At 70.2% G+C, this 24586-nt stretch carries 15 protein-coding genes; 4 read left to right on the forward strand and 11 right to left on the reverse strand.

Going from position 1 to position 24586, the window contains the following annotated elements; all coding sequences use genetic code 11:
* Positions 1-6: 6 nt before the first annotated feature.
* The 3 genes from WMF17_RS26120 to WMF17_RS26130 all read right to left on the reverse strand — a co-directional run bounded on the left by WMF17_RS26120 (position 7) and on the right by WMF17_RS26130 (position 6221).
* On the reverse strand, positions 7-2835 hold the full coding sequence (locus WMF17_RS26120; protein ID WP_437643870.1) for a beta-propeller fold lactonase family protein: 2829 nt from the start codon (positions 2833-2835) through the stop codon (positions 7-9).
* Positions 2836-3461: 626 nt separating this feature from the next.
* Positions 3462-4445, reverse strand: a complete 984-nt coding sequence (locus WMF17_RS26125) for an aldo/keto reductase (protein ID WP_437643872.1) — start codon at positions 4443-4445, stop codon at positions 3462-3464.
* A 54-nt stretch (positions 4446-4499) separates the two neighbouring features.
* The gene (locus WMF17_RS26130) at positions 4500-6221 is read right to left on the reverse strand and encodes a MutS-related protein (RefSeq protein WP_437595866.1); all 1722 of its coding nucleotides are present in this window, start codon (positions 6219-6221) and stop codon (positions 4500-4502) included.
* A 205-nt stretch (positions 6222-6426) separates the two neighbouring features.
* Here WMF17_RS26130 and WMF17_RS26135 point away from each other — a divergent pair, with 205 nt between their 5' ends.
* Positions 6427-7398, forward strand: a complete 972-nt coding sequence (locus WMF17_RS26135) for a BON domain-containing protein (protein WP_437643873.1) — start codon at positions 6427-6429, stop codon at positions 7396-7398.
* A 266-nt stretch (positions 7399-7664) separates the two neighbouring features.
* Here the strand turns inward: WMF17_RS26135 and WMF17_RS26140 are convergent, their stop codons facing one another.
* From WMF17_RS26140 to WMF17_RS26165, 6 genes are all read right to left on the reverse strand, one after another.
* Positions 7665-9368: a protein kinase domain-containing protein gene (locus tag WMF17_RS26140; protein ID WP_437595868.1), complete on the reverse strand. Its 1704-nt coding sequence runs from the start codon at positions 9366-9368 to the stop codon at positions 7665-7667.
* Between the two features lie 518 nt (positions 9369-9886).
* Positions 9887-10696, reverse strand: coding sequence for a class I SAM-dependent methyltransferase (locus tag WMF17_RS26145; protein WP_437595870.1), 810 nt, complete (start codon positions 10694-10696; stop codon positions 9887-9889).
* Between the two features lie 220 nt (positions 10697-10916).
* Entirely contained in the window at positions 10917-11969 is a 1053-nt protein-coding gene (locus WMF17_RS26150) for a 3-oxoacyl-ACP synthase III family protein (protein WP_437595871.1), read from the reverse strand.
* A gap of 236 nt (positions 11970-12205) precedes the next feature.
* Complete coding sequence (locus WMF17_RS26155) at positions 12206-12832, reverse strand: endonuclease III domain-containing protein (RefSeq protein ID WP_437595872.1); 627 nt, start codon at positions 12830-12832, stop codon at positions 12206-12208.
* Between the two features lie 8 nt (positions 12833-12840).
* On the reverse strand, positions 12841-13587 hold the full coding sequence (locus WMF17_RS26160) for a c-type cytochrome (protein ID WP_437595873.1): 747 nt from the start codon (positions 13585-13587) through the stop codon (positions 12841-12843).
* A complete protein-coding gene (locus WMF17_RS26165) occupies positions 13584-14816 on the reverse strand; it encodes a YncE family protein (protein ID WP_437643874.1) in 1233 nt (410 codons plus the stop codon). Before WMF17_RS26165 ends, WMF17_RS26160 begins: the two co-directional genes overlap by 4 nt.
* 330 nt (positions 14817-15146) lie before the next feature.
* Here WMF17_RS26165 and WMF17_RS26170 point away from each other — a divergent pair, with 330 nt between their 5' ends.
* Complete coding sequence (locus WMF17_RS26170) at positions 15147-16694, forward strand: metallophosphoesterase (RefSeq protein ID WP_437643875.1); 1548 nt, start codon at positions 15147-15149, stop codon at positions 16692-16694.
* A gap of 30 nt (positions 16695-16724) precedes the next feature.
* On the opposite strand, the gene WMF17_RS26175 is transcribed toward WMF17_RS26170, so the two are convergent.
* Positions 16725-17465, reverse strand: a complete 741-nt coding sequence (locus WMF17_RS26175; RefSeq protein ID WP_437595879.1) for a 4'-phosphopantetheinyl transferase family protein — start codon at positions 17463-17465, stop codon at positions 16725-16727.
* Positions 17466-18308 carry a metallophosphoesterase family protein gene (locus WMF17_RS26180; RefSeq protein WP_437595880.1) on the reverse strand — a complete coding sequence of 281 codons (843 nt, stop codon included), beginning with the start codon at positions 18306-18308 and terminating at the stop codon, positions 17466-17468. It abuts the gene before it with no gap.
* A 230-nt stretch (positions 18309-18538) separates the two neighbouring features.
* Between WMF17_RS26180 and gltB the strand changes: the two genes are divergently transcribed.
* A complete protein-coding gene (gltB, locus tag WMF17_RS26185) occupies positions 18539-23146 on the forward strand; it encodes a glutamate synthase large subunit (RefSeq protein ID WP_437643877.1) in 4608 nt (1535 codons plus the stop codon).
* Complete coding sequence (locus tag WMF17_RS26190; protein WP_437595882.1) at positions 23139-24578, forward strand: glutamate synthase subunit beta; 1440 nt, start codon at positions 23139-23141, stop codon at positions 24576-24578. The genes gltB and WMF17_RS26190 overlap by 8 nt, the downstream gene beginning before the upstream one ends.
* Positions 24579-24586 lie beyond the last annotated feature (8 nt).

Raw genomic sequence — 24586 nt, forward strand, 5'->3', positions numbered from 1 at the left:
GTCAGATCACGGATGGTCGGTCGGGTCGGCCGGGTCGGTGTGATGGTCCTCCTCATCGCCGTCCCGGAAGCCATCCTCATCGCGGTCGAGGCCGATGCGCACCCCTGAACCGGGCGGTACACAGGTGTACGTCAGCTCCCTGTCTGCCACGAGCGAGAGCTGCCGGAGCAGCGCATCGGCGATCGGCGGGAGGGCCACGCGGTTGCTGATGAACTTGCCGTTACGGTAGAGGAAGCCGAGGTCGGCGTGGAGGACGCGCGCCTTGGCCACCAGATCGCACTCGCCGACGTCCGCCCGCGCGATCAGGAGGTCGATGCGCGGCCCGACCGCCGCCGCGTTGCTGCTCGTGAGCGTCACCTGCTGGCCCACGATCGGCGCCATGTTGCTGGCGAAGACGAGCAGGTAGGCCTCCACCGCCCGGCGCAGGGGGTTGCCTGGCGGGCCGTCCGGGAAGGCGCCCGAGGCGAACCCGAAGGGGCTCGCCTGGCTGAAGCCGAGGTTCGTGTGGAAGCGGAACATCGTGTCCGTGCTTCCATCATGCACGAACCCGAAGCCGCGGACCTGATCGCCCATGTGCTCGTGATCGATGAAGTTGAAGTTCGGGTGAGGCGCGAAGCCGAACATGCCGACCTTCTGGTAGAGGTTGCGGAGGTGGGGGATCTTGAACCCCTCTGTCGCGGCGTCGAAATTCCGCCGGCCGTCCGTCCCGAAGAAGCCCGGGATGGCAACGCCGAACTCGGCGTTGGCCGTGGGATCGAGGACGTGGCAACGGGAGCAGGGGAACTCTCCGGGCTCCGAAGGTGAGTTCTCGAAGAAGTCCCGGCCGATGTCCTGCTCCGGCGTGAGGGAGTTGTCCAGGGCGCGGATCGGGTTCGGCGGATAGGTGATCTGCAGGGCGAAGTCGGTGAACGCCTGCATGTCCTCGTCGGGGATGGGCTCGCTCCGCCCGAGGAGGCCCGTGAAGGCCACGCTGAACTCCTTGAACGCGGTGACCTCGTCGAAGATGCCGCTGTCCGGCTGGACGCTGGGCCCCTCATCGCCGCCGGTGCGGTCGCCCCGCCAGTGCATCGGACCGTGGTTGGCGAGCCCGCGGAGGCTCTGCGTCGTCATCGGGCCCTTCATGGAATGGAAATCGTCGTTGAACCCGAAGTCCGACGGCCTGAGCACGAACAGCCCTTCATCCGTCCTCACCACGTCGTCCGGGTTGCCGAGGTTCCACGCGAGGCTGTCGAAATCGCCGAAGACGTGGCAGCTCCCGCACGACGAGTCGCCGTGGCTCGAGCTGAAGGCGGCGTCGTAGAGGAAGCGGCGGCCGCGGACGATGCTCTCCGGCTCGGGGCTATACATCGGGACGTGCGCCACCTCGGTGTTCGTCGTCGTGTTGATCACCGAGATCGAGTTATCGAACCGGGTGAGCACGTAGAGCTTCTTGCGTGGCTCGTCCAGGACCAGGCCCGTCGGCCCGCCGCCGCTCACGGGGATCTGGTTCGCCGCGCTCGGGACGAACGTGTCGCTCTCGAGCTGAGACGTGCTGAAGACGCCGATCTTGCTCGATCCAAAGGCCGAGACGTACAGCTTGGCGCCGTTCTTGGTGATCGCCATCCCGAGCGGCGTGGCGAGGCTCTTCGCGTTCTCGGCGTTCGGGATCGGGGCGCAGCACGCGCTGTAATCGATGTGCTTGTTCAGGTGGCGCGGCGCGACGCCGGCGCCGCTGAGGACGGTGATCCGGCTCTCGTGCAGGTGTCCCCGGACGGTCTGTCCGCCAAAGAGGCCGGGGCCCTCGAAGCGCTTGTCATTAAACGCCTCGGTGTTTGTGACGTAGATCTTCCCGTTCACCGGGTTGACGGCCATGTTGTAGAGGATGGTGCCGACGCCCTGGAAGTAGCCGGCGGGGCCGGCGACCTGCGAGGGAGGGCTGGCCATCGCATCGATGACGAAGACGTCCTTGTCGGGCAGGGAGAACTTCACCTTGTCGTCCCACACCCGGCCGAGCTCATCGACCCAGTGGGTCCCGTCGAACTTGGCGATGAGGCTCGTCTCGGGGCGCGGGACGCCCTCGAAGTTCGTGGCGGGTCCGGGGATGCCGCCGGCGGCCTCACCGCCGTCGGGGACGTGGTTCTCGTGGATGCTCGTGGTGCGGTTCCCCGAGTGGAATGCCGCGGCGTACACCCGCTTGCCGTCGGGCGTCACCTCCAGCGCGCGAGGCGTGTCGCCGAAGAGCGCGACGATGCTCAGGGGATTGCCGCCGAGCGTGCTGCCGAGATTGCCGGCGTCGAAGACCCAGACGTCGGCGCGGCCCACGCCGGGGGTCGTGAGCTGCGGATCGTTCGGGCTGTTCTGGCCGCGGTGCGCCGTGGTGATGAAGGCGCGGCGCCGGCCCGGGCCGGCGAAGACGATGTCGCGGGGCTCGTCGCCGACGAGCAGGGTGCGGACGACCCGGCTCCTCCGCGGGTCCTTGACGTTCACGACGCTGACGCTGTCCGAGAGGTGATTGACCACCCAGACCTCATGGTTATTGCGCGCGGCGACGGACACCGGCTCGAGGCCGACGGACACCGACGCGCGATGCGTGAGGCCATGCGGACCGATGTCGAAGATCTCGAGGCGATTGTCAGGCGTGTTGACGGCGAAGAGCCGCGATCTGTCGGGCGAGAGCGCCAGCGGGCGAACCTGTCCGCTCTCGAAGAGCGTGAACGATCGCGGCGCGCTCTCGACGCGCTCCTGACTGCTTGCGATGGCCGGAGCGTCGGCGGCCGAGTCAGGCTCGGTGTCATCCTGAGAAGGCGAGCAGGAAGAGATCAAACAGACCGTGCACAGGTAGGCGACTCTTCTCATGGGGCATCTCCTTGAATATCGGGCATGATCGCTGACCGATCGTAGGGATGGGAAAGGGCATCTTGATGATGTACAAACTCCGGCGCGATGGGCATCGGGTGCGCCGGACAACGGCTACCATGTCGAATGCAGCCTCGCGGCGGCAAGCCAAGCTGTTGCCGAGAGAGCATCTATGATAAATGCAACAATGAACTAATTCGCGCTCGAGATGACGACGATGTGCGCGGCTGTACGGGGCTGGCGATCGCCCCTTCGAGCCCTTGTACCGCCGGCTGGTCGATCGGCTGCGCCGCGAACTCGGCGCGGCGCAGCCGGCGCGTCCGGCGCCCGCACGCGCGCGCGCGGGGAGTTGGGCGCACTCGCCCCCCCGCGCAGCGGCTTCCTTAATTCCCCTTGAATGTAATCCCGCCCAACTTAGATCTAACAATCTAGCACGAGCGTGACAAATCGAAAAATCGAAAAGGCGGCTACGCAATCCAAAATGGCAGCGCGGCAGCGATCCGGCCCAAGTTGGCGGCGCAGCGTGGGTTGCGTGACAACGGCTATCCAGCCTGGGTCGGGTGACGGCGATGCCCTCGCCGACGCGCCGCGGCTCCAGCCTGCCGCGGCGCGTCCTCGTCGAGGCTCTACCAGAGCTGGTGAACGGCAGGCCGCAGCCGGCGATCGTAGATCTCGCGGATCTTCGCCATCGTCTCCTGCGGCAGGGCGGGCAGGTCCGCCGCGCTCGCGTTCTCGTCCACCTGATCAGGGCGCTTCGCGCCGGGGATCACGCACGTGACCGCGTCCTGCATGAGGATCCAGCGCATCGTCCACGCGCCCATGCTCACGCCGGCAGGCACGAGCGGGCGGAGCTCCTCGACCACCTCGAGGCCCAGATTGTAGTCGACCCCCGAGAACGTCTCGCCCTTGTCGAACGCGGCGCCCTCGCGGTTGAAGTTGCGATGATCGTCGGCCGCGAACTTCGTCGCGGCGCTCATCTTCCCGGTGAGCAGCCCCGATGAGAGCGGCAGCCGCGCCAGGATCCCGACCTGCCGGCGCTTCGCCTCGACGAAGAAGAGGTCGGCCGGGCGCTGCCGGAGGACGTTGTAGATGATCTGCACCGACTGCACACCGGGGTATTCGATGGCCTTGAGCGCCTCTTCCACCCGCTCGACGCTGACCCCGTAGAAGCGGATCTTGCCCGCCTTCACCAGCCGATCGAGGACGTCGAACGCCTCGGGCCGATAGTAGACGTCCGTCGGCGGGCAGTGCAGCTGGACCAGGTCGAGCGCGTCCGCCTCGAGGTTCTTCAGGCTGCGGTCGATGAAGGCCGTGAGGTTCTCGGCGCTGTAGCCGGCCGCGGTGTGCGGGCTCAGCCGCCGGCCCGCCTTCGTCGCGATGACGATCTCCTCGCGCCGCTCCCGCCGGAGGCGCGCGAGCAGCCGCTCGCTCCGGCCGTCGCCGTACACGTCCGCCGTGTCGAAGAAGTTCACCCCGCGATCGGCGGCCCGGTGCAACGCCGCGAGCGACTCCGTGTCGTCGACGTCGCCCCAGGTGCCCCCGATCGCCCAGGCACCGAAGCTCACCGAGGAGACACGGAGCCCCGTCCTGCCAAGTGGTCGATATTCCATGGCGGCGAATACAACCAGATTTCATCGGCCACGGCGAGCGCGCCGTGGGCGCGCTCAGGCGGGCTCGACCCCGCGGCGGCGGTGCGCGCGCTTGCTGCGCTCGACGAGCGCGACGAGCTCCTCCCGCGTGACCCCGAGCCGCGCCGCGGTCCGATGCGCGAGCGACGTCCGGGCGACCCCGTCCACGAACTGGTACGTCGGCCACTGCTGCGCGTCGAGCTCGACCTGCAGGAACACGAGCCGATCGACCGGCCGGTCGCGCTCGAGCCGCGCCGCGAGCTCCAGGAAATGGGTCGTGATGAAGGCCTGAGGGCGGAGCTCCGCGAGGAGCGAGATCACGAGCTGGAAGATCTCCTCTCCTTCCGACGGGTTCGTGCCAGAGCAGAGCTCGTCGAGCACCACCATGTCGCCGACCTGCATCGCCTCGAAGAGCGACCGGATGCGCAGGAGCTCCATCCCGAGTCGGCCCTCGCTCTGGTCGGCCTGCGCCTGCTCGATCAGCGACACGAAGAGCCCGTGGCACGGCGACAGGCGGGCCTCCGCGGCCGGCACGAAGAAGCCCGCCTGCCCGAGCATCTGGGCGAGCGAGAGCGCCTCGAGCAGCCGCGTCTTTCCCCCCGAGTTCGGCCCGGTCACGATGACGGTCGCGTCGTGAGGGTCGGTCGCGATGTCGCACGCGACGACGCGCGACGAGCTCGCGAGCAGGATCGGATTGAAGAGCCCCTTGAGCGCCCGCCCGGGGGCCTCGTCGCGCGCGCCGCCTGGCCGGGCGAGCTCGGGGCCGCTTGGCCAGGCGAGCTCGGGAAGGCAGACGGAGAGCCCGGCCGCGCGGGCGCGCTCGCGCAGCGCGAGGCCGGCGAGGTAGAACTCGAGATCTCCGAGCAGCTGGATGAGCGCGACGAGCTCGTCCTCGATGCCCTCGAACACGCTGTTGACGTAGCGGGTGAGCAGCTCCTCGTCGCTGAACCGGTATCCCCGCCACAGCATCACGAGCTTCGTGAAGACGCGCCCGATCGGCGACTGGTAGAAGCGGTTCTCGCTGTTCTCGCGGATCGACAGGGCGCGGAGGTCGCGGACGTGGCCGTCGGAGCCGACGCGGATCCGGACATCCAGCGTCGCGAGCTCCTCGTCGTACGCGAGCAGGTCCGCGAGGCGGCGGTACGCCTCGGTCTCGCGCACGGCCGCGCCGAACGCGGAGAGCCGCGCGAGACCGGAGCGGGCGCCCGAGAACCCGTCGGCGAGCGCGTCGAACGCCCCCTTCGCGGCGACGAGGATGTCCAGCCGGCGCCGGCTGCCCTCACGGCGCGAGATGGAGATCGTCTCCAGCTGGCCCACCCAGCGGCGCAGCGCCGCGTAGGCGCGCGCGAGGTCGCGGCGCTGCGCCTCCGAGCCGGCGAGCTCGCGGAAGATCTCGCGCCGGAGCTCGACTGTATCGCGGTCGCTCGGCGGCCGGGAGAGCGCGCGGCCGAGCAGCGCCGGGCTCGGGATGTACGTGCGCCCCTCGCTCGTGAAGTGGAGGCAGCCCACGATGAGCTCCTGCAGAAAGACGTGCTGCGCGAAGCGGGCCGGATCCCAGGTCGACGCGGGTAGCGACGCGGAATCGATGTGCCGGTCGAACGCCCCGCCGGGCGCGCCGCCCGCGAACGCGAACGTCAGCGACTCCTTGACGGCCCGCGCGTCGACCCGGAGCGCCGGCCGGTGCGAGAGGAGGTCGGGCGCGGAGCGCTGCCCGGGCGGGGCGTCTGGCAGGACGGGTTCCGGCGACGCCGCGCTCACGACCTCGAGCCTACGCTGTCTCAGGCCGGAGCGCTCGTCCGGTGTCCGCTGCCACCTCTGCGCGGTGGCCAGGGAAGGTCTCGGCATGGTCGTCCCGACACGCGCGCCGCGCGGTTGTTCCCGAGCGGCCGGGAGCGACCGCGTTCATGGCACGACGCCTGCCTCGGTGACCGGTCGGAGATGCACCATGAGCTATCGCTGCACGATGAGCAGAATACGTTGGTTCTCCGGCCCAACCGTCCTCGCGCTCGCCCTCGTCGGCACGGCCTGCAGGAGCGAGAGCGAGAGAGCGGAAGGAGCGGTCCGCGAGCCGGTGGACCAGACCAAGGGCGACAGGAGCGCGCCGCCCGAAGGCCAGAACCGGAAGCCCGGCCAGGAGGAGGCGCGCGAGCAGGCCGAGCGCGCGAGTGAGAAGGCCGAGCAGCTCGCCCAGAAGGGCCAGGAGCTCGGCCGGGAGGCGCGCGAGCAGGCCGAGCGCGTGGGCGAGAAGGCCGAGCAGCTCGCCGAGCGAGGGCGCGAGGTGGGCCGCGAGGTGAACGACCAGATGAACCGGGCCGGCGAGCAGACCGGCGCCCTCAAGGACGACCGGGGCTCGGGCGCGCGCGACCAGGCCGCGCCCCCCGCGGCTCCCAAGGATCAGGGCGCGCAGCAGGGCCGGGAGGCGCACGGCGCGCAGCAGGGCCGGGAGGCGCAGGGCGCGCAGCAAGGCCGGGAGGCGCAGGGCGCGCAGCAAGGCCGGGAGGCCCACGGCGCGCAGCAAGGCCGGGAGGCCCACGGCGCGCAGCAAGGCCGGGAGGCGCAGGGCCAGGCCGGCGGCGCCAAGGACAAAGATCAGGCTGGAAGCACCACCGCGAGCGCGCGCGATGTCTGGACGCAGGCGGCAAAGGACAACGATTATAAGGTCAGCTTCAACCGCGACGGTGCGGTCGTCGCCACCAAGGAGGCGAAGGGCACGGGCCAGCGCCCGCCCGACGAGACGCTCCGGAACGCGGTGGGCGGCAAGCTCGCTGATAGCGACCACGAAGGAGTGAAGAAGCTGACCGTGACGGTGCGCGACGGGGTGGTCACCCTGCAGGGCAACGTCTCCAGCATGAAGGAGGCGACCGAGGCGGTGAAGGACGCCCTGGAGGCCGATGGCGTCACCAAAGTGATCTCCTACATCCGTCACGGGTCATGACCGTGACCTCTTCTCTCCAGCTGCCGTCACGATCGATCGATGGGTGCCCAGGACAGGACCTCCGCCCCCCGTCGATCCCAGCAGCCCGGTGCAAACGCGCGGCCCCGCCCCGCCGGGCGGCAGGTTCTTCTCGCTAGAGCACCGAGCGCGCTGAAGAGCAGAACCCCAGAGACACAGAGCTCCTTCGTCCTCTGCTCTGTGTCTCTGGGCTTCCTTCTCTCATGAGGCCAAAGACGAGCTTGGGCGGCGCGGTACCCGTCAGCGCGCTAGGGAGCGCCTCCGGCCGTGGAGGGCCGGCTGGACCCGGCAGCGAAGTTCGTGGGCCGCAGCTTGACGGAACGCTCGACCGCCTCCGCAGGGGTGAGCGTCAGCATGAGCGTCTCATCGAAGCAGTCGGACCTGGACACGACCACGACCTGCGTGCCCACGGGCAGCTCGGTCTTGAGCGGCGTCTTGCCGAGCATCTTCCCCTTCCAGCTCACGGTGGCGTCGGGCGGGTCGCTCGCGATCACCACGCTCACCTTGGGGCCTTCGTCGGGCTTCTTCTCGACAGCCCCCCCGGCCTCCGCGCCGCGCGCAGCGGCGGCAGCCACCGGAGGCTCGGCCACGGGCGCGCGCTTGCTCGCGACATGCAGCGCGCCACCGGCCACCGCGATCAGCGCGGCCAGGCCGGTCGCTCCGATCAGGTAGCTGCGCCTCGAGGTGGACGCGGGCACCGTCGTGGTGGCGCGCAGGCTCACGGAGTCGCTCACCGGGGTCCTCGGCCGCCCGAGGCCCGAGCCCCGCTCGAGGCCCGAAGCTCCTGCGAGACCCGAAGCGCGATCGAGGCCGGAGCTGCTCGGCTCGCCGACATAGGGGAGCCTGCTGCCCGAGCGCGAGCTCGAGGGACCCGCCGCGAGGCCGATACCGCTCAGCGTCACCGGGCCGGGGGCCTCGCTCATGAGCAACGAGCTCGTCACCCGCTCGATCTGCGCCTTGATCTGCTGGCGGATGGTGGCCCTGTTCTCCGAGAAAATGCCGCGCATGCAGGCGCCGAGGAACTCGCTGCGGATGTCCTCGCCCGACCACTGCAGGTAGCTCTCGAGCACGTCGCACATCTCCTGCGCCGTCGCGAAGCGCTTCGACGGCTCGCGCTCCAGGGCCTTCGCGGCGATCTGGTCGAGCGCGATCGGGATCCCCGGGACGACGGTCGAGAGCCGGGGGATCTTCCCCAGCAGGAGCTGGTGCATCACGCTGATCTGGTCGCCCTCGAACAGCCGCCGCCCGGCGAGGAGCTCCCAGAACACGACGCCCACGGCGAAGATGTCTGCCCGGCGATCCGCCGTCTTGCCCGCCGTGACCTGCTCGGGCGCCATATAGGTGAGCTTGCCCTTGAAGGTCCCGCTCTCGGTGTTGGAGGAGTTGACGGCGGCCTTGGCCACGCCGAAGTCCACGAGCTTCACCGCGCCGTCGTACGTGACGAAGATGTTGTGCGGAGAGACGTCGCGATGCACGATCCCGAGCGGCTTGCCATCGAAGTCGCAGAGCTCGTGCGCGTAATGGAGGCCGCGCAGCACCTCGGCGACGATCCGGATCCACGTGCCGCGGACGAGCCCCCCGGTGCCGGACGCCCGATCGACGGCCGCCTTGATGACGCGCTTCAACGGCTGGCCGTCCAGGTACTCCATCACGATGAAGTACCCTTCCTGGTCGCTGCCGACCTCGTAGGTCTGGACGACATTGGGGTGGTTCATGCGCGCCGAGAGCTTGGCCTCGTCCATGAACATGAGGACCTGGCGGTCCTCCTCATCCGCGAAGCTGCGAAGGCGCTTGACGACGACCAGCTTGTTCACGGAGGCCGGCCCGTGAGCCATGGCCAGGAAGACGTCGGCCATCCCGCCGCGGCCGAGCTTCGCAATGGGACGATATCGCCCGAGCCCAAGCTGGGTCGGCGTGTCTCTCAGGATCGACGCTCCGTGTTCTCCGATCACACCCACCTCAGTATGCAAAATTCATTAATTGTGCGTCCAAGTCAATACGAAGAGTTTGCGTTGTCGTCATTGAGGTAACACTACCCCAGTGAAGTGAAACCCCGGAACTGTGTGAGCGAGAGAGACATACGACGACATCCGAACACAGGCGCCCACGCGCGTTTTGACATCGCTCCCCGCGTCCGCGTGCGCTGACCATTGGCCATTGCCATTGGCCGTTTGATCGCCGCGTGCTCGCGGTCGCTTCGCGCTTCGTTCGACGGACGCTGGCCGGAGGGGTGCCGATGCAGCTGAGCCGGTGACGTGGCTCCCCTGCCGGTTGGGCCGGTGCCCGGTTGACCGCGCTGCCGACGCGGGGTTCGCCGCAGGCGGTGATGTGAACGTAACAAAGGCAACGCCGCGTGCAACACGCCACAGCGCGCTTGGTCGAAAATCCAGCGGCCCTCCACGCCGAGCGCGACAGCACGCCAGGCGCCACCGCCGCACCGCGATGGCGCCACCGCCGCACCGCGATGGCGCTACCGCCGCACCGCGATAATGCCCGCGAGCTCGAAATCGAGCGGGATGCCGTCAGGCTCCCGGTACGCCTCCAGCCGGGTCGCGAACTCGTCACAGAGCGGCTGGAGCACCTCCGGAGGGAACTCCCGCAGCGCGGCGTGGGTCACGAACCCGCTCTCCTGAAGCCAGCTCGCCACCTGCGCGCCGGAGCCGAACCACAGCCGGAACCGGTGGGTCCACGCCTCCACGGTGCGGAGACCGCCGCGCTGGAGCTCCTCGCTGACCTGCCCGGCGCTGTCCGGGACCGGCAGCTCCACCCTGCCAAGGTTGAGCTCGTCGGCCATCCGGCAATAGACCGCGTACGCCTGCGGCGTGCTGCTCGAGAGGTTCGTGAGGATCCCCGCGCGACCGTCGGACCGGAGCATGCGCCCGAGGCACGGCAATGCTGACCGCCAGTTCAGGTAGGCGAGACAGAAGCGGAGGGTGACGACATCGAAGCTCGACGCCGCCGCGCGCCGGATGAAGAGCTCGCCCTCCGCGCGCCTCGTCGAGAGCTGCAGCCCCGCGTCCGCGGCCCGGGCCCTGGCGGCCCGGAGCATCTCCTCGGAGCAGTCGACGCCGACGACCTCGCCGGGCGCGACCTGCCTGAGCATCTCCACGGTCTCGATCCCCGTGCCGCACCCGATATCGGCGCACCGCGCGCCGGGAACGAGCGCGAGCCCCGCCGTGAGCCGGTCCTGAGGCTGCCTCATGTGGCGCCCCCACCGGTCGTCGTACCGCTCGGCGATCCGGTCGTACACCGACCGCACCAGCTGTTCTGCGCTGTGCACCCCCGCCGCGCTCCTTCCTGCTCAGGCGGCCGAGGCGCGCGGAATCAGACGAACCGACGAGGACCGACGAACCGGCGAACCGACGAATCCGACGGTTCGGACGAATCCGACGGTTCGGACGGTCCGACCGACGCACCCCTCCGCCGGCCCGCAGGCGAAGCGAGAACGGTGCCAGGCCCAGCAGGGAGTCGGGCCGGCGATTTATGTACAGCGGCTCAGATCAGAGCTTCCAGAGCGCGCAGCCCCAGTGGACGCCGGTCCCGAGCGCGAGCACCATGGCGAGCTGCCCTTTCTTCAGCCTGCCGGCGCGCATCTCCTCGTCGACGAGGATGGGCACGGTGGCGCCGCTCGTGTTGCCGAATCGCTCGATGTTGCTCGGGAGCTTCTCGACGGGCACGCCGAGATCCTTGCGGATGTGCTCGTTGATGCGGCCGTTCGCCTGGTGCGCCAGGAACACGTCGATCTCCTCGATCGTGACGCCCTGAGAGGCGCAGAGCTCCCGCACCGTCGCCGGGAGCTTGGTCACCGCGAACTTGAAGAGCTCGCGACCATCCATGCGGGGGATGTGGGCGTCGTCCTCGAACGACGTCTCCTTCCAGTAAGGCCGCGAGCGGAAGCCGCCGCCGGGCACGAAGAGGAGCTCGGCGAAGCGCCCGTCAGAGCAGATCTTGTTGCCGCGAAGGCCCGCGTCACGATCTGTCGCACGGAGGACGAGCGCGCCCGATCCGTCCCCGAACAGGACAGCGAGGTTCCGGTGGCGGTCAGCGCGCGCCCGCGCCTCCGGCGTCGCGGACCGGCCGTTCTTCGGGTCGAGCGCTCCCCAGTCCTCCCAGGGCATGAAGCCGGCGTGCGCCTCGGCGCCCACGAACAGGATGGTCTTGGCGGCCCCCGTCTGGACGAGCCCGTCGATCGTCTGAAGGCCGAACAGCATCGCAGCGCACTGCTGCCGGATGTCGAGCGCAGGGACGCCGGGGATGCCCAGCTTCGCGCCGAGCACCGCCCCGGAGCCGGGAAAGATGTAGTCCGGCGTCATCGTGGCAAAGAGGATGTAATCGATCTCCGATGGTGATATTCGCGCGGACTCGATGGCGCGCTTCGCCGCCTCGCACGCGAGGTCGCTCACCCCCGTGCCGTCCGGCGCGTAGTGCCGCTGGCGGATACCGGAGCGCTGGTAGATCCACTCGTCGGAGGTCGTGATCACCCGCGCGAGGTCGTCGTTGGTGACAGGTTCGCCGGGCACGTAGTGCCCCGTCCCGATGATCTCAAATCCCATCTTTGACACAGACCTGCCTTACTCGAACCGCACGCCCGCGGCGACCGGGAACCGCACGAGGCCGCGCCCGAGCGCCTCACGCCGCGACGGGGCGATCCGCGCATTCCCGCGATCGCCCTCATGACGCCGCCCGAGCGGTGCGCCCTGCTTGACGGCCGCCGGCGCTCCGGATAGCCTGTCGCCTCCCCGGGCGCCATGGGTCCGCCGCTGCCGCGGGCCCGCCGACCGCCCCAGCCTCAGCGCCGGCGCGCGGCCCAGCTGCAGATGGGGCAGCCGGCCATGTCGTGGCGCAGCGCCGGGCAGTGCTCGCGGCCGAAGTAGATGAGCTGCAGGTGGAGCTTGTTCCACCGCTCGGGGGGGAACGCGCGCTTGAGGTCGCGCTCCGTCTCGACGACGTCCTTTCCGGACGACAGCCCCCAGCGGAACGCGAGCCGATGAATGTGGGTGTCGACCGGGAAGGCGGGATGGCCGAAGGCCTGCGCCATGACCACCGAGGCCGTCTTGTGACCGACCCCGGGCAGCGACTCAAGGGCCTCGAACGAGGCGGGGACGACGCCGCCGTGCTCGATCGCGATCCGCTCGCTCAGCGCCTTCAGGCGCCTCGCCTTCGTCGGCGCGAACCCGATCCTCCGGATGAGCCCGGCGATCTCCTCGGCCGGCACCGCCGCCATCTCCGCGGGCGTCCGGGCGCGCGCGAGGAGCGCCGGCATCACGGCGTTGACCATCTTGTCCGTCGTCTGCGCGCTGAGCATCACCGCCACGAGCAGCGAATACGGATCCTCGTGGAACAGCGGAATGGCCGGCTGCGGGTACAACCGGTCGAGGACCTCGCCGATCCTCGCGGCTTTCTCGGCGCGCTTCACGGTGGGTGTCAGAGCAGCCCGTAGAACGACAGGAGATCGCCGAGCTCCTCGTCGGAGAGGACCTCGGCGGAGAACGGCGGCATCTGCCCGCCGTAGCCGACGAAGGAGCCGTGCCGGACCTTCTCGACGAAGACCATCAGCCGCTCGCGCTCCGTGTACTCGCCGAACGGGTGCTCCTCGAGCGTCTGATCCGGCAGCGCCGGGGCCCGCTCGACGAGCCGCCCTTCCCCCGAACGAACGCGCCCGTGGCACGAGGCGCAGGCGCGATCGTGGATGGGCCCGCCCCGCCCCGGGTCGCCGGGCGGCGGCTCGCTCAACGTGTAGATCGGCGTGAACGGGACGGCCTCGGCCGCGTCGCCGTCGCTGGGCAGCGACTCCAGGTAGGCGTACATGGCCCGTGCAGCGGGGTCGTCCGCGGTCCAGGGCAGATCCTTGGTCATGAAGAAATAGAGGCAATGGTTGATCGCGCCGAGGAGATCGACCTCCTGCCCGCCCCAGTAATGCGGGCGCGCGACGGCGCCGGCGAGCGGGGCGCCGGGGAGCATGGCGCTCCCCGCCTCGCCGGCGATCGCCTCATGGCACGTCGAGCATGCATAGCGATTGAAGCGCGTCTCCGCGATCGAGGGATCCCGGAAGAGCGCCGCGCCGTGCTCCACGGCCGTCGCGTCGATGATCTTCGTCTCGGGATCGCCCGTGCAACCGCAGAGGAGCGCGGCGCAGGCGAGCGCGGCCGGCGCGCCGGAGAGCGCCTTCATCGCGCCCCCGCGGCGACGCGCGCGAACGCGTCGGGATAGAGGCCCACCTCGGCGTCGCTGCGCGTCTCCAGCGTCTCGGGATCGAGCCGGAGCACCCTGCCGGGGGTCTCGGTCTGATCCCCCTCGCAGACGAGGAAGAGCCCGTGCTCCTCGTCGAGGTCCGCAAGGTGCGGCCTGAAGCATTCCCCGGAGAGCTCCCGTGAGACGATGTCGTCGTCGCCCGGGGCCACGCCGATCAGCGCGATCGCGTCGGGCACCTGCGTCGGCAGGTAGATGCGGCTCCCGTCGGGGGTCCACGCGACGAAGTAGGGCGCGCCGATCACGGGGATCGTGCGGGACTCGTCGAACGTCTCCGACGCGACATCGAAGAAGCGCACGTCTCTCGTCTCTATGTTGCTCACGGCGATGGTCTTCTGATCGGGCGACATGACGGCGGCGTAGGGCCCGTAGGTGGGGTCGGCGATGCGCGGGCTCGGTCCGACGGGGACGCGCTTCACCTCGGCGTCCGGGTCCGTCAGATCGACGATCGCGAGGACGTCCTCGCCATAACAGGCGACGTAGGCGCGGGCGGCGTCCGGGCGCGAGAGGACGATGCCGTGCGCGGCCATGCAGACGGGGATGAGCCTCGGCGCGGCCGAGCCCGAGGGCAGGACGGCGTCGGCATCGATCACCGCGAGGGACGAGCGCGCCGCCTCGATGTCCCCCGGATTGTCGAGCACGCGCTTGAGATCGTAATGAGAGACGACGACGCGGCTGCCATCCTCGGAGATCACGATGTCGCCCGGATTGGGCTCGACGCGCACCTGCCCGAGGACGCGCATGTCGTCGAGCGCGAGCTTCTGGACATAGCCGGCCATCGCGCTCGATCCGTGGGTCGCGTGGGGGCCGATCGCGCCGGCGAGGACAGGGTACGACAGCGCGACATAGAGCGCGTTTCCCGGGGCGTCCACGGCGACATGATGAGGCCCGTCGAGCGTCACCGGATCGCGGCCCACAGGGTAAACACCGAATCGCTCTCCCGTCGCGAGCGCGATGAGGGAGAGCGTGTCGGAGCGGCTATCGGTGACCACACCCATTCCCCCCTCCGGAACCACGATCTCCGGACGCCGGTCCGGATAGGCGTCCCCCTCGTAAGCTCCGTAATGGGTCTCGATGATGGGATCGGGCTCGCCGCAGCCCACCAGCGCCGCCGCCGCGAGCGCGCAGCCCAGGAATCGCGAAATGACCATGGATGACCTCGAGAGGGGCGCCCGGAGCCCGGACGCGCCGCATCGTAGCAGCAGCCGGCGCGCTGGCCGCGGCTCCGCCCTACCATGGTTCAGTCCGCCCGTGCTCATCAACGTGACGCTCCGCGGCGACACCCGGAACACGTGGGATGGTTAACCATCATTCCGGAAACTCTCGTTTCTTTGCCGATGCCGGCCGTCAGCAAGGACGATACCGCCTGAATGAACATTTCTTGATCAGACGCTGCTGTCTTGTCATGTAAGGCAGCGATGAGCCAGACACGAGCAGTGGGTACGAGAACGGCGGAGCCCGGCCGCTCGTTCGGCGCGCGTATGCGCAGGGGTCGCCCCGCGGCGGTCTTCCTCCTTGCGCTCGCGGCCTGCGCGGCGGAGGAGTCCGTCGATCCCGCGCCCCTGCCTGCGCCGACGCCGCTGCCGGCGCTCGCGGGCGCGCCGCCGCTGACGACCGAGCGCACCCTCGTGCCGCGCGCCGCCGTGATCGATCCGCCGGCCAGGAACCCCGCGGTGCCGGTGGAGATCGAGCAGATGCTCGCCGAGGGCTACGGCGAGCTCGAGATCGGGCCGGGACAGCCGCTCGCGCCGGCGACGCTCGACGGCACGCCCCCGCCGCCGCGCGGCCCGCGCCCGAAGCTGCTGACGCGGTTCGTGCACCTCGCCGACACCCAGCTCGCCGACGACGAGTCGCCCGCGCGGCTCGCGATCTTCGACGGGCCCGGCCCCTTCGCGTCGGCGTTCCGCCCGCAGGAAGGGCACGAGTGCCGGATCCTCAACGCCGCCGTGCGCACCATCAACGCGTTCCACCGGAGCACGCCGCTCGACTTCGTCCTGCTCGGCGGCGACAACGCCGACAGCGCGCAGACGAACGAGATCGCGTGGTTCACGGCCATCCTCGACGGCGCCGAGCGCGTCGAGTGCGACTCGGGCGACGACGACGATCCCGTCCAGGGCCCGGACAACGATCCCAAGGACCCGTTCTTCGCCGAGGGGCTGCTCATGCCGTGGCGCTGGGTGACCGGCAACCACGATGTCCTGCACCAGGGGAACTTCCCGGTCGACACCCGCGCCGAGCTCGTGACGGGGAGCCTCTCGGACGGCGGGACACGCGACTGGTCGCTCCCCGGCGGTCCGGTGGTCACCGGCGAGGTCGTGCCCGATCCGAGGCGAGCGCTCCTGAGCCGCCCCGCGCTGCTCGATCAGCTGGCGGCGACGGGCGATGGGCACGGGATCGGGCCCGACGAGCAGGCGTACGGGAAGGCGTTCTACGAGTTCGACGTGAAGGACACGCCCCTCCGCGTCCTCGTGCTCGACACGGCCGCCGAGACCGGAGGCCCGAACGGCGTGATCCTCGAGGACGACGTCGAGCGGTTCATCCGCCCGGCGCTCGACCGAGCGCAGCGCGATCGCAGGTGGGTCGTCCTCGCGTCCCACCACGCGTCGCGCCTGCTCGGGGATGGCTCCTTCGCCGCGACGGGCACCCCCGCCGTGCCCGGCGCGCTCGGCGTCGAGGCGTGGCAGGCGCTCGTCGGCGGCTACGACAACGTGCTGCTCCACCTCGCGGGCCACACGCACGTGCACCGGGTTACCCCGGTGACGCCGAGCGGCGGGCACGCCTACTGGGAGGTCGAGACCTCCGCGCTCTCCGATTACCCCCACCAGGTCCGCGTCATCGAGATCTGGGACGAGGACAACGGCTTCGCCGCCATCCGGGGGGTCGCCCTCGACTACGCCGTCGACGACGACCCGGTCGCCGCCGAGGGGCGCCGCCGGGCCGTCGTCGACGTCACCTCCGGCTTCGGCCGCGACGGCAGCGGCGCGCCGTCGTGGCGCAACGTCGAGCTCTCGATCGAGCGGCCGGACTGACCGCGCCGCGCGGGCGGCCCGCGCCGCCGCTCATCCGCCGTCGCGCAGCGGCACCGTCTCCCGGAGCTCGATCGACAGCGGAGGCTCGCCTCGCGTGCGGATGGCGGCGGCCATCCTGTGCCGCGCCGAGGGCTGGTAGAGCGCGAACTGCCAGGCCGAGGGATCGTCGCCGAGCCGCGGATCGAAGGAGATGCCGATCGCCGGCCCGTCGTCGAGGTGGAACGAGAACTGGTCGAGCGGGATCGCGAGCCCCATCCCGCGCGCCTTGATGTACGACTCCTTGAGCGTCCAGTACGCGAAGAAGCGCGCGCGCTGCGTCTCCTTCGGCAGGGCGCGCAGCGCGCGCACCTCGGCGGGCGAGAAGAAGCGGTCGGCGATGTCCACCGCGCTGCTCGATCGCTCGGTGTCCTCGACGTCGACCCCCACGTCGCGGTCCAGCGCGACAAGGCAGGCGATGAGCCCCCGCGTGTTGGACAGGTTGAACCGGAGCGGCGGCACGCCCGGCGGCCCCGCGATCTGCGGCCGACCAAATTCGTTTCGGACGAACGTCCATGCCTCGGGCGCGACGTCCGCGTACTTCGAGAGGACCGTGCGCGCGAGCGCGCGGGTGAGCAGGTACTCGTGCCGGTTCTCCGCGAACAGGAAGCGCGCCTGCTGCGCCGCCTCGTCCGGCGCCATCAGCCGGTGGTACGCCGCGAGCAGCGCCTCGTCGCAGACCGGTTCGGAGAAGACGTACCAGAGGTGCGCGGTGCCGGGACCGATCTCGAGCATCTACATCATCTCCAGCGGAGCCGCGCCTGCGGCCCCGGGCAGGATCTCCCGCAGGCAGCTGTCGAGGGTGAGCCCGGCGGGCCGCTGGCGCGGGTAGCCGAACGACACCTCCTCGAAACGGACACCGTCGATCCAGTCGGTGCGGGGGATGTGGAGGTGCCCTGAGACGACCACCCGCGCGCGGAACCGCGTGTGCCAATCGTGCGTGCGCCGCGTCCCGCACCAGATCGAGAAGCGCGGGATGCGCCACAGGCGCACGAGCTCTTCTCGCAGCGGGAAGTGGTTGACGAGCACCGTGGGGAGCTCTTCGATCGCGGCGAGTCGGGCCTCTGTCTCGGCGAGGCGGGCCCGGCACCACGCAGGCCGGCTCGCGTAGGGGGCCGGGTCGAGCAGCTCCTCGTCCGTGCAGAGGATGCCGCTCTCCATCGCCCACGCCACCGCCTCGCGCTCGGCCACGCCGGCCGGCCGGAAGCTGTAGTCATAGAGCAGGAACATCGGCGCCAGCACGTGCGGCCCGCCCTCGCCCTCCCAAAGCACGTAGGGATCCTCCGGCGTAATCACCCCGCGGCTCCGGCATAGCTCGACCAGCCGATCGTAGCGGGCCCGGCCGCGCAGCCCGCCGTGATCACCCGGCATCGCATAGAGCTCGTGGTTGCCCGGCGTCCACACGAGCTGCTTGAACCGCGGGCCCAGGGTGTCGAGCACGTAGAGCAGGTGCTGCTCCGTCTCCCCGAGGTCGCCAGCGAGGATGAGCCAGTCGCTCGGCCGCGGCGTCATGCGCTCGATGGCCGACCGGTTCTCCGCATAGCCGACGTGGAGATCACTGAGTGCGAAGAGCTTCATCCGAATGACGCGTCGCCGGTGGACGGGCCAGCAAGCCGGCCAGCCCCACCCACACCACGGGCGGCGACGGGCGTCCACTGCCGAGCGCCGCCCCCCCGGCCCATCCGGGCCGCGGAGAGGGGGGACCGCTCCCCCATTTTTGCGCCCGATTCGGCGGGGATTGGCGCGCCGCATTAACTAGGGCTCCAATCCTTGTGCCACATGTGCTACGCGCGTGTGAAGTCAGCACCATGCCTCTGCCCCAACCACAAGGTCTTTACGATCCGGCTTTCGAACACGACGCATGCGGTCTCGGATTCGTCGCCACGCTCCGCCGTGAAGCGACGCACGAGGTCGTTTGCCAAGCGCTCGAGATCCTCGAAAATCTAACCCATCGCGGCGCCGCTGGCTGCGACCCCTGCACCGGCGACGGCGCGGGCGTCCTCCTCCAGATCCCGCACGAGCTGTACGCCGCATCCCTGGCCGCCGTGGGCATCGCGCTGCCTCCTCCCGGCGACTACGCCGTCGCGACGGTGTTCTTCTCGCAGAGCCCGTCCCGGCGCCGCCAGTGCGAGGCGATCCTCGAGGCCGCGGTCGTGCACCACGGCCAGCGCGTCCTCGGCTGGCGCGACGTCCCGATCGACGACGCGGCGATCGGCCCGGTCGCCCGCGACTCGCGCCCCGCGATCCGCCAGCTGTTCATCGGCCGGGTCGCGCCTCGCCAGTCCTTCGAGCAGGTCCTCTATGCGATCCGCAAGCGCGCCGGCCGCATCGCCGACTCCGAGGACTTCTACATCGCCTCCTGTTCATCGCGGACGGTCGTCTACAAGGGCCTGATGCTCGCGGAGCAGGTCGCGGCGTTCTACCCCGAGCTGTCGGACAAGCGCGCCGTGTCGCGGCTCGCGATGGTGCACTCGCGCTTCTCGACGAACACCTTCCCGACGTGGGAGCGCGCGCACCCGTACCGGGTCATCGCGCACAACGGCGAGATCAACACGGTGCGCGGCAACACCGCGTGGATGTCGGCGCGCGAGGCGCTGCTCAAGAGCGATGTGTTCGCGAACGCGATCGAGGACTTCAAGCCGATCATCCGCGCCGGCGGGTCCGACTCGTCCGCGCTCGACAACGTCGTCGACTTCCTGCTCGCGAGCGGCCGCTCGCTGCCGCACGTGATGATGATGCTCGTGCCGGAGGCCTGGGCGCACGACCCGGACATGTCGGCCGAGAAGAAGGCGTTCTACGAGTACCACGGCTGCCTCATCGAGCCCTGGGACGGCCCCGCGGCGCTGTGCTTCACCGACGGCCAGCTGATCGGCGCGACGCTCGATCGCAACGGGCTGCGCCCGGCGAAGTACGTCGTGACGAGCGACGGGCTCGTCGTGCTCGCGAGCGAGTTCGGCGTGCTCGACATCGAGCCGGCGCGCGTCATCCAGAAGGGGCGCCTCCAGCCGGGCAAGATGTTCCTCGTCGACACGAGCGAGGGGCGCGTCGTCAGCGACGACGAGATCAAGCGGCGGGTCGCGACGCAGAAGCCGTACGCGGCGTGGGTCGCCGAGAACAAGATCGACCTGCGCGCCCTCGAGGACGTGCCGAGCCTCTACACCATCCCGCACGCGGACCTCCGGTCCCTGCAGCAGACGTTCGGCTACACCGAGGAGGACCTGCGGATGATCCTCGCGTCGATGGCCACCCTCGGCGAGGAGCCGGTGGGCTCGATGGGCATCGACATCCCGCTCGCCGTCCTCTCCGAGAAGCCCCAGCTGCTCTTCCGCTACTTCAAGCAGCTGTTCGCGCAGGTCACCAACCCGCCGGTCGATCCGCTCCGCGAGGAGATCGTGATGTCGCTCGTGAGCTGCGTCGGCGGCGAGGGCAACCTCCTCGAGGAGACGCCCCGCCAGTGCCGGATGCTCGAGCTGCCGCACCCGATCCTCACGCAGGACGATCTGTCGAAGCTGCGCAAGAACGTCTTCCCCGACTTCCGCGCGGCCACGCTGCCGATGTACTTCTCGGTCGACGGTGACCCGGAGGACAACCTGCGCAACGCGCTCGCCAAGCTCTGCAAGGACGCGAGCCGCGCGATCGCCGACGGCGCGAGCATCCTCATCCTGAGCGACCGCGGCATCGACGAGACGCTCGCCCCCATCCCGAGCCTGCTCGCGACGGGCGCCGTGCACCACCACCTCATCGACGAGGGGACGCGCACGCGCGCCGGCATCATCGTCGAGACCGGCGAGGCGCGCGAGGTCGGCCACATGGCGCTGCTCATCGGCTACGGCGCGGGCGCGGTGAACCCGTACCTCGCGTTCGAGTCGATCGCGGCGATGTGCCGCGACAAGACCCTCGGCCCCGACCTGTCGCCCCCGGCGGCGAGCTCGCGGTACGTGAAGGCGCTCAAGAAGGGCATCCTGAAGATCATGTCGAAGATGGGGATCAGCGCGCTCTCCAGCTACCAGGGCGCGCAGATCTTCGAGGCGATCGGCGTCGACCAGCTCGTCATCGACGCGTACTTCACCGGCACGGCGTCGCGCGTCCGCGGCGTCGGGCTGCGCGAGATCGCGGAGGAGACGCTCGCCCGCCACCAGGCGGCGTACGGCGAGCGGGCGCGCGCGCACCTCGACGTCGGCGGCCACCACCACTTCCGCGTGTCCGGCGAGCGGCACCTCTGGACGCCGCAGTCGGTCTCGACGCTCCAGCGGGCGGTCCGCCTCGACGACGCGAAGAGCTACGCCGAGTACTCCGCGGTCATCAACGAGCAGCACGAGCACCCGATGTCGCTCCGCGGGCTGTGGGACTTCAAGCCCGCCGGCCCGCCGGTGCCGATCGAGGAGGTCGAGCCCGCCACCTCGCTCGTCAGGCGCTTCGCCACGGGCGCCATGTCCTTCGGCAGCATCTCGAAGGAGGCCCACGAGACCCTCGCCGTCGCGATGAACCGCATCGGCGCGCGGTCGAACACCGGCGAGGGCGGCGAGGACCCGGGGCGCTTCCTCCGGCTGCCGAACGGCGACTCGAAGCGGAGCGCGGTGAAGCAGGTCGCGTCGGGGCGGTTCGGCGTCACGGCCCAGTACCTCGTCAACGCCGACGAGCTGCAGATCAAGATGGCGCAGGGGGCCAAGCCCGGCGAGGGCGGCCAGCTCCCGGGCCACAAGGTCGACGCGGTGATCGCGAAGGTGCGCCACTCGACCGCCGGCGTGACGCTGATCTCGCCGCCGCCGCACCACGACATCTACTCGATCGAGGATCTCGCGCAGCTCATCTTCGACCTGAAGAACATCAACTCGAAGGCGCGCATCAGCGTGAAGCTCGTCGCCGAGGCGGGCGTCGGCACCATCGCCGCGGGCGTCGTGAAGGCGCACGCCGACGTGGTGCTGATCAGCGGCGACTCGGGCGGCACCGGCGCCTCCCCGCTCACGTCGATCCACCACGCGGGCGTGCCGTGGGAGCTCGGGCTCGCCGAGGCGCACCAGGTGCTCGTGATGAACGGGCTCCGCGGCCGCGCCATCGTGCAGACCGACGGCAAGCTGATGACCGGCCGGGACGTGGCGTTCGCCGCCTTGCTCGGCGCCGAGGAGTTCGGCTTCTCCACGGCGCCGCTCGTCGCGGCGGGCTGCATCATGATGCGCAAGTGCCACCTCAACACCTGCCCCGTCGGCATCGCCACGCAGGACCCGGAGCTCCGCAAGAAGTTCACGGGCGCGCCGGAGCACGTCATCAACTTCTTCTTCTACGTGGCGGAGGAGCTCCGGCAGATCATGGCGAGCCTGGGCTTCCGCACCCTGAGCGAGATGGTCGGGCGCTCCGACTGCATCGTGCAGCGGCGCACCGGGCTCCACGCGAAGGCGAGGAAGATCGACTGCTCCGAGGTGCTCTACCGCCCGAAGGAGGCCCTCACGAGCCCGAACCACTGCGTCGAGCCGCAGGACCACAAGCTCGACCGGGTGCTCGACCTCAGGCTGATCGAGCAGGCGCGCGCCACGATCGACGGCGGGTCGCCCGTCGTCATCGAGACCCGCGTGCGGAACTCGGACCGGACGCTCGGCGCCATGCTGAGCGGTGAGATCGCGCGCCGCCACGGCGGCGACGGGCTGCCCGAGGACAGCATCGTGGTGAAGTGCACCGGCAGCTCCGGCCAGAGCTTCGGCGCCTTCGCCTCGCGGGGCATGACGCTCGAGCTCGAGGGCGACGCGAACGACTACGTCGGCAAGGGCCTCTCGGGCGGCGTCGTGGCGGTGCGCCCGCCGCGCGAGGCGCCGTTCAAGCCGGACGACCAGGTCATCGTCGGCAACGTCGTGCTCTACGGCGCGACGAGTGGCCGCGCGTTCTTCAACGGCCGCGCCGGCGAGCGCTTCGCGGTCAGGAACAGCGGGGCCACCACCGTCGTCGAGGGCGTGGGCGACCACGGCTGCGAGTACATGACGGGCGGCACCGTGATCATCCTCGGCACCACCGGCCGCAACTTCGGGGCCGGCATGAGCGGCGGGCTCGCCTATGTCTTCGACGAGGACGCGCTCTTCGAGGCGCGCTGCAACAAGGAGATGGTGCAGCTCGAGACGATGACCGCGGCCGACGCCGAGTCGGTGCGGGCGCTGCTCGAGGAGCACGTACGGCGCACGAGCAGCCGGAAGGCGACCGAGCTGCTCGACTCCTGGCAGGCCGTCCTGTCGAAGTTCGTGAAGGTCGTCCCGAGCGAGTACCGGCGCGCCCTCGAGGCCGCGGCGTCGCCCGCGACGAACGGGGCGGACGCGACGGACGGGATCGTGTCCCTCCTTTCGCCCTCCACCCCCTACGTTTCCACTGGACGTTACATCCCCGCCAACGCGGGCCCCGCGAGCACGGGAGAGAGGTCGGCCGCCCATGGGTAAGGTACGAGGCTTCCTCGAGATCCAGCGGGTCGACATCAAGAAGCGACCCGTCTCCGAGCGTTTGAACGACTGGCAGGAGTTCGAGCTCCCGGTCCCCGATCCCGAGCTGCGCGATCAGGCGGCGCGGTGCATGGACTGCGGCATCCCGTTCTGTCACGACGGCTGTCCGCTCGGGAACCTGATCCCCGACTGGAACGATCACATGTTCCGCGAGCGCCTCCCCGAGGCGATCGCGGCGCTCGACGCGACGAACAACTTCCCCGAGTTCACCGGGCGCGTGTGCCCGGCGCCCTGCGAGGCGGCGTGCGTGCTGAACATCGAGGGCAAGCCGGTCACGATCAAGAACGTCGAGCGCGGCGTCGCCGATCGCGCCTTCGAGCGGAACCTTGTCGTGCCGGTCATCGCGAAGCAGCGCACGGGCAAGAAGGTCGCGGTGATCGGGTCGGGGCCGGCCGGCCTCGCGGCCGCGCAGCAGCTCGCGCGCAAGGGGCACGACGTGACGCTCTTCGAGCGCGACGACCGCATCGGCGGCCTGCTCCGTTACGGCATCCCCGACTTCAAGATGGAGAAGCACCTCATCGACCGCCGCATGGAGCAGATGCAGGCCGAGGGGGTGACCTTCCGCACGGGCGTCCACTGCGGCGTCGACATCACCGGCGACGCGCTGCGCGAGCAGTACGACGCCATCGTGCTCTGCGGCGGAGCGCGCCGGCCGCGCGACCTGGCGGTGCCGGGCCGGGAGCTGAAGGGCGTCCACTTCGCGATGGATTTCCTGACGCAGCAGAACAAGCGGGTCGCCGGCGACGTGATCCCCGACAGCGAGGCGATCCTCGCGACGGGCAAGCGCGTTGTCGTCATCGGCGGCGGCGACACCGGCTCGGACTGCCTCGGCACGAGCCACCGGCACAACGCGGCGCACGTGACGCAGCTCGAGCTCCTCCCCCGCCCGCCCGAGCAGCGCTCGCTGACGAACCCGTGGCCCGCGTGGCCGCTCATCCTCCGCTCGTCGTCCTCACACGAGGAGGGCGGCGAGCGCGACTGGTCGGTCTCGACCACCGCGTTCCTCGGGGACGAGCACGGGCACGTGCGCGCCCTCAAGGCGACGCGGGTGAGCCTGGAAGGCGGGAAGTTCGTGCCGGTCCCGGGGAGCGACTTCGAGATCCCGTGCGAGCTCGTCCTTTTCGCGATGGGCTTCGTCGGCTCCGAGCGCGAGGGGCTGCTCGAGCAGCTCGGCGTCGCGATGGACCAGCGCGGCAACGTGAAGGCGCCGGGCGGGTGCACGAGCGTGGAGGGCGTCTTCGCCGCCGGCGACATGTCGCGCGGCCAGAGCCTCGTCGTGTGGGCGATCGCCGAGGGGCGCAAGGCCGCCGAGGCGGTCGACGCGTACCTCATGCAGCCGGCGAAGCGCCGGCTGGCGCTCGCGGCAGGCTAGAGCTCGCC

Source organism: Sorangium sp. So ce362 (assembly GCF_051519845.1).
Classification (GTDB): Bacteria; Myxococcota_A; Polyangia; order Polyangiales; family Polyangiaceae; genus Sorangium.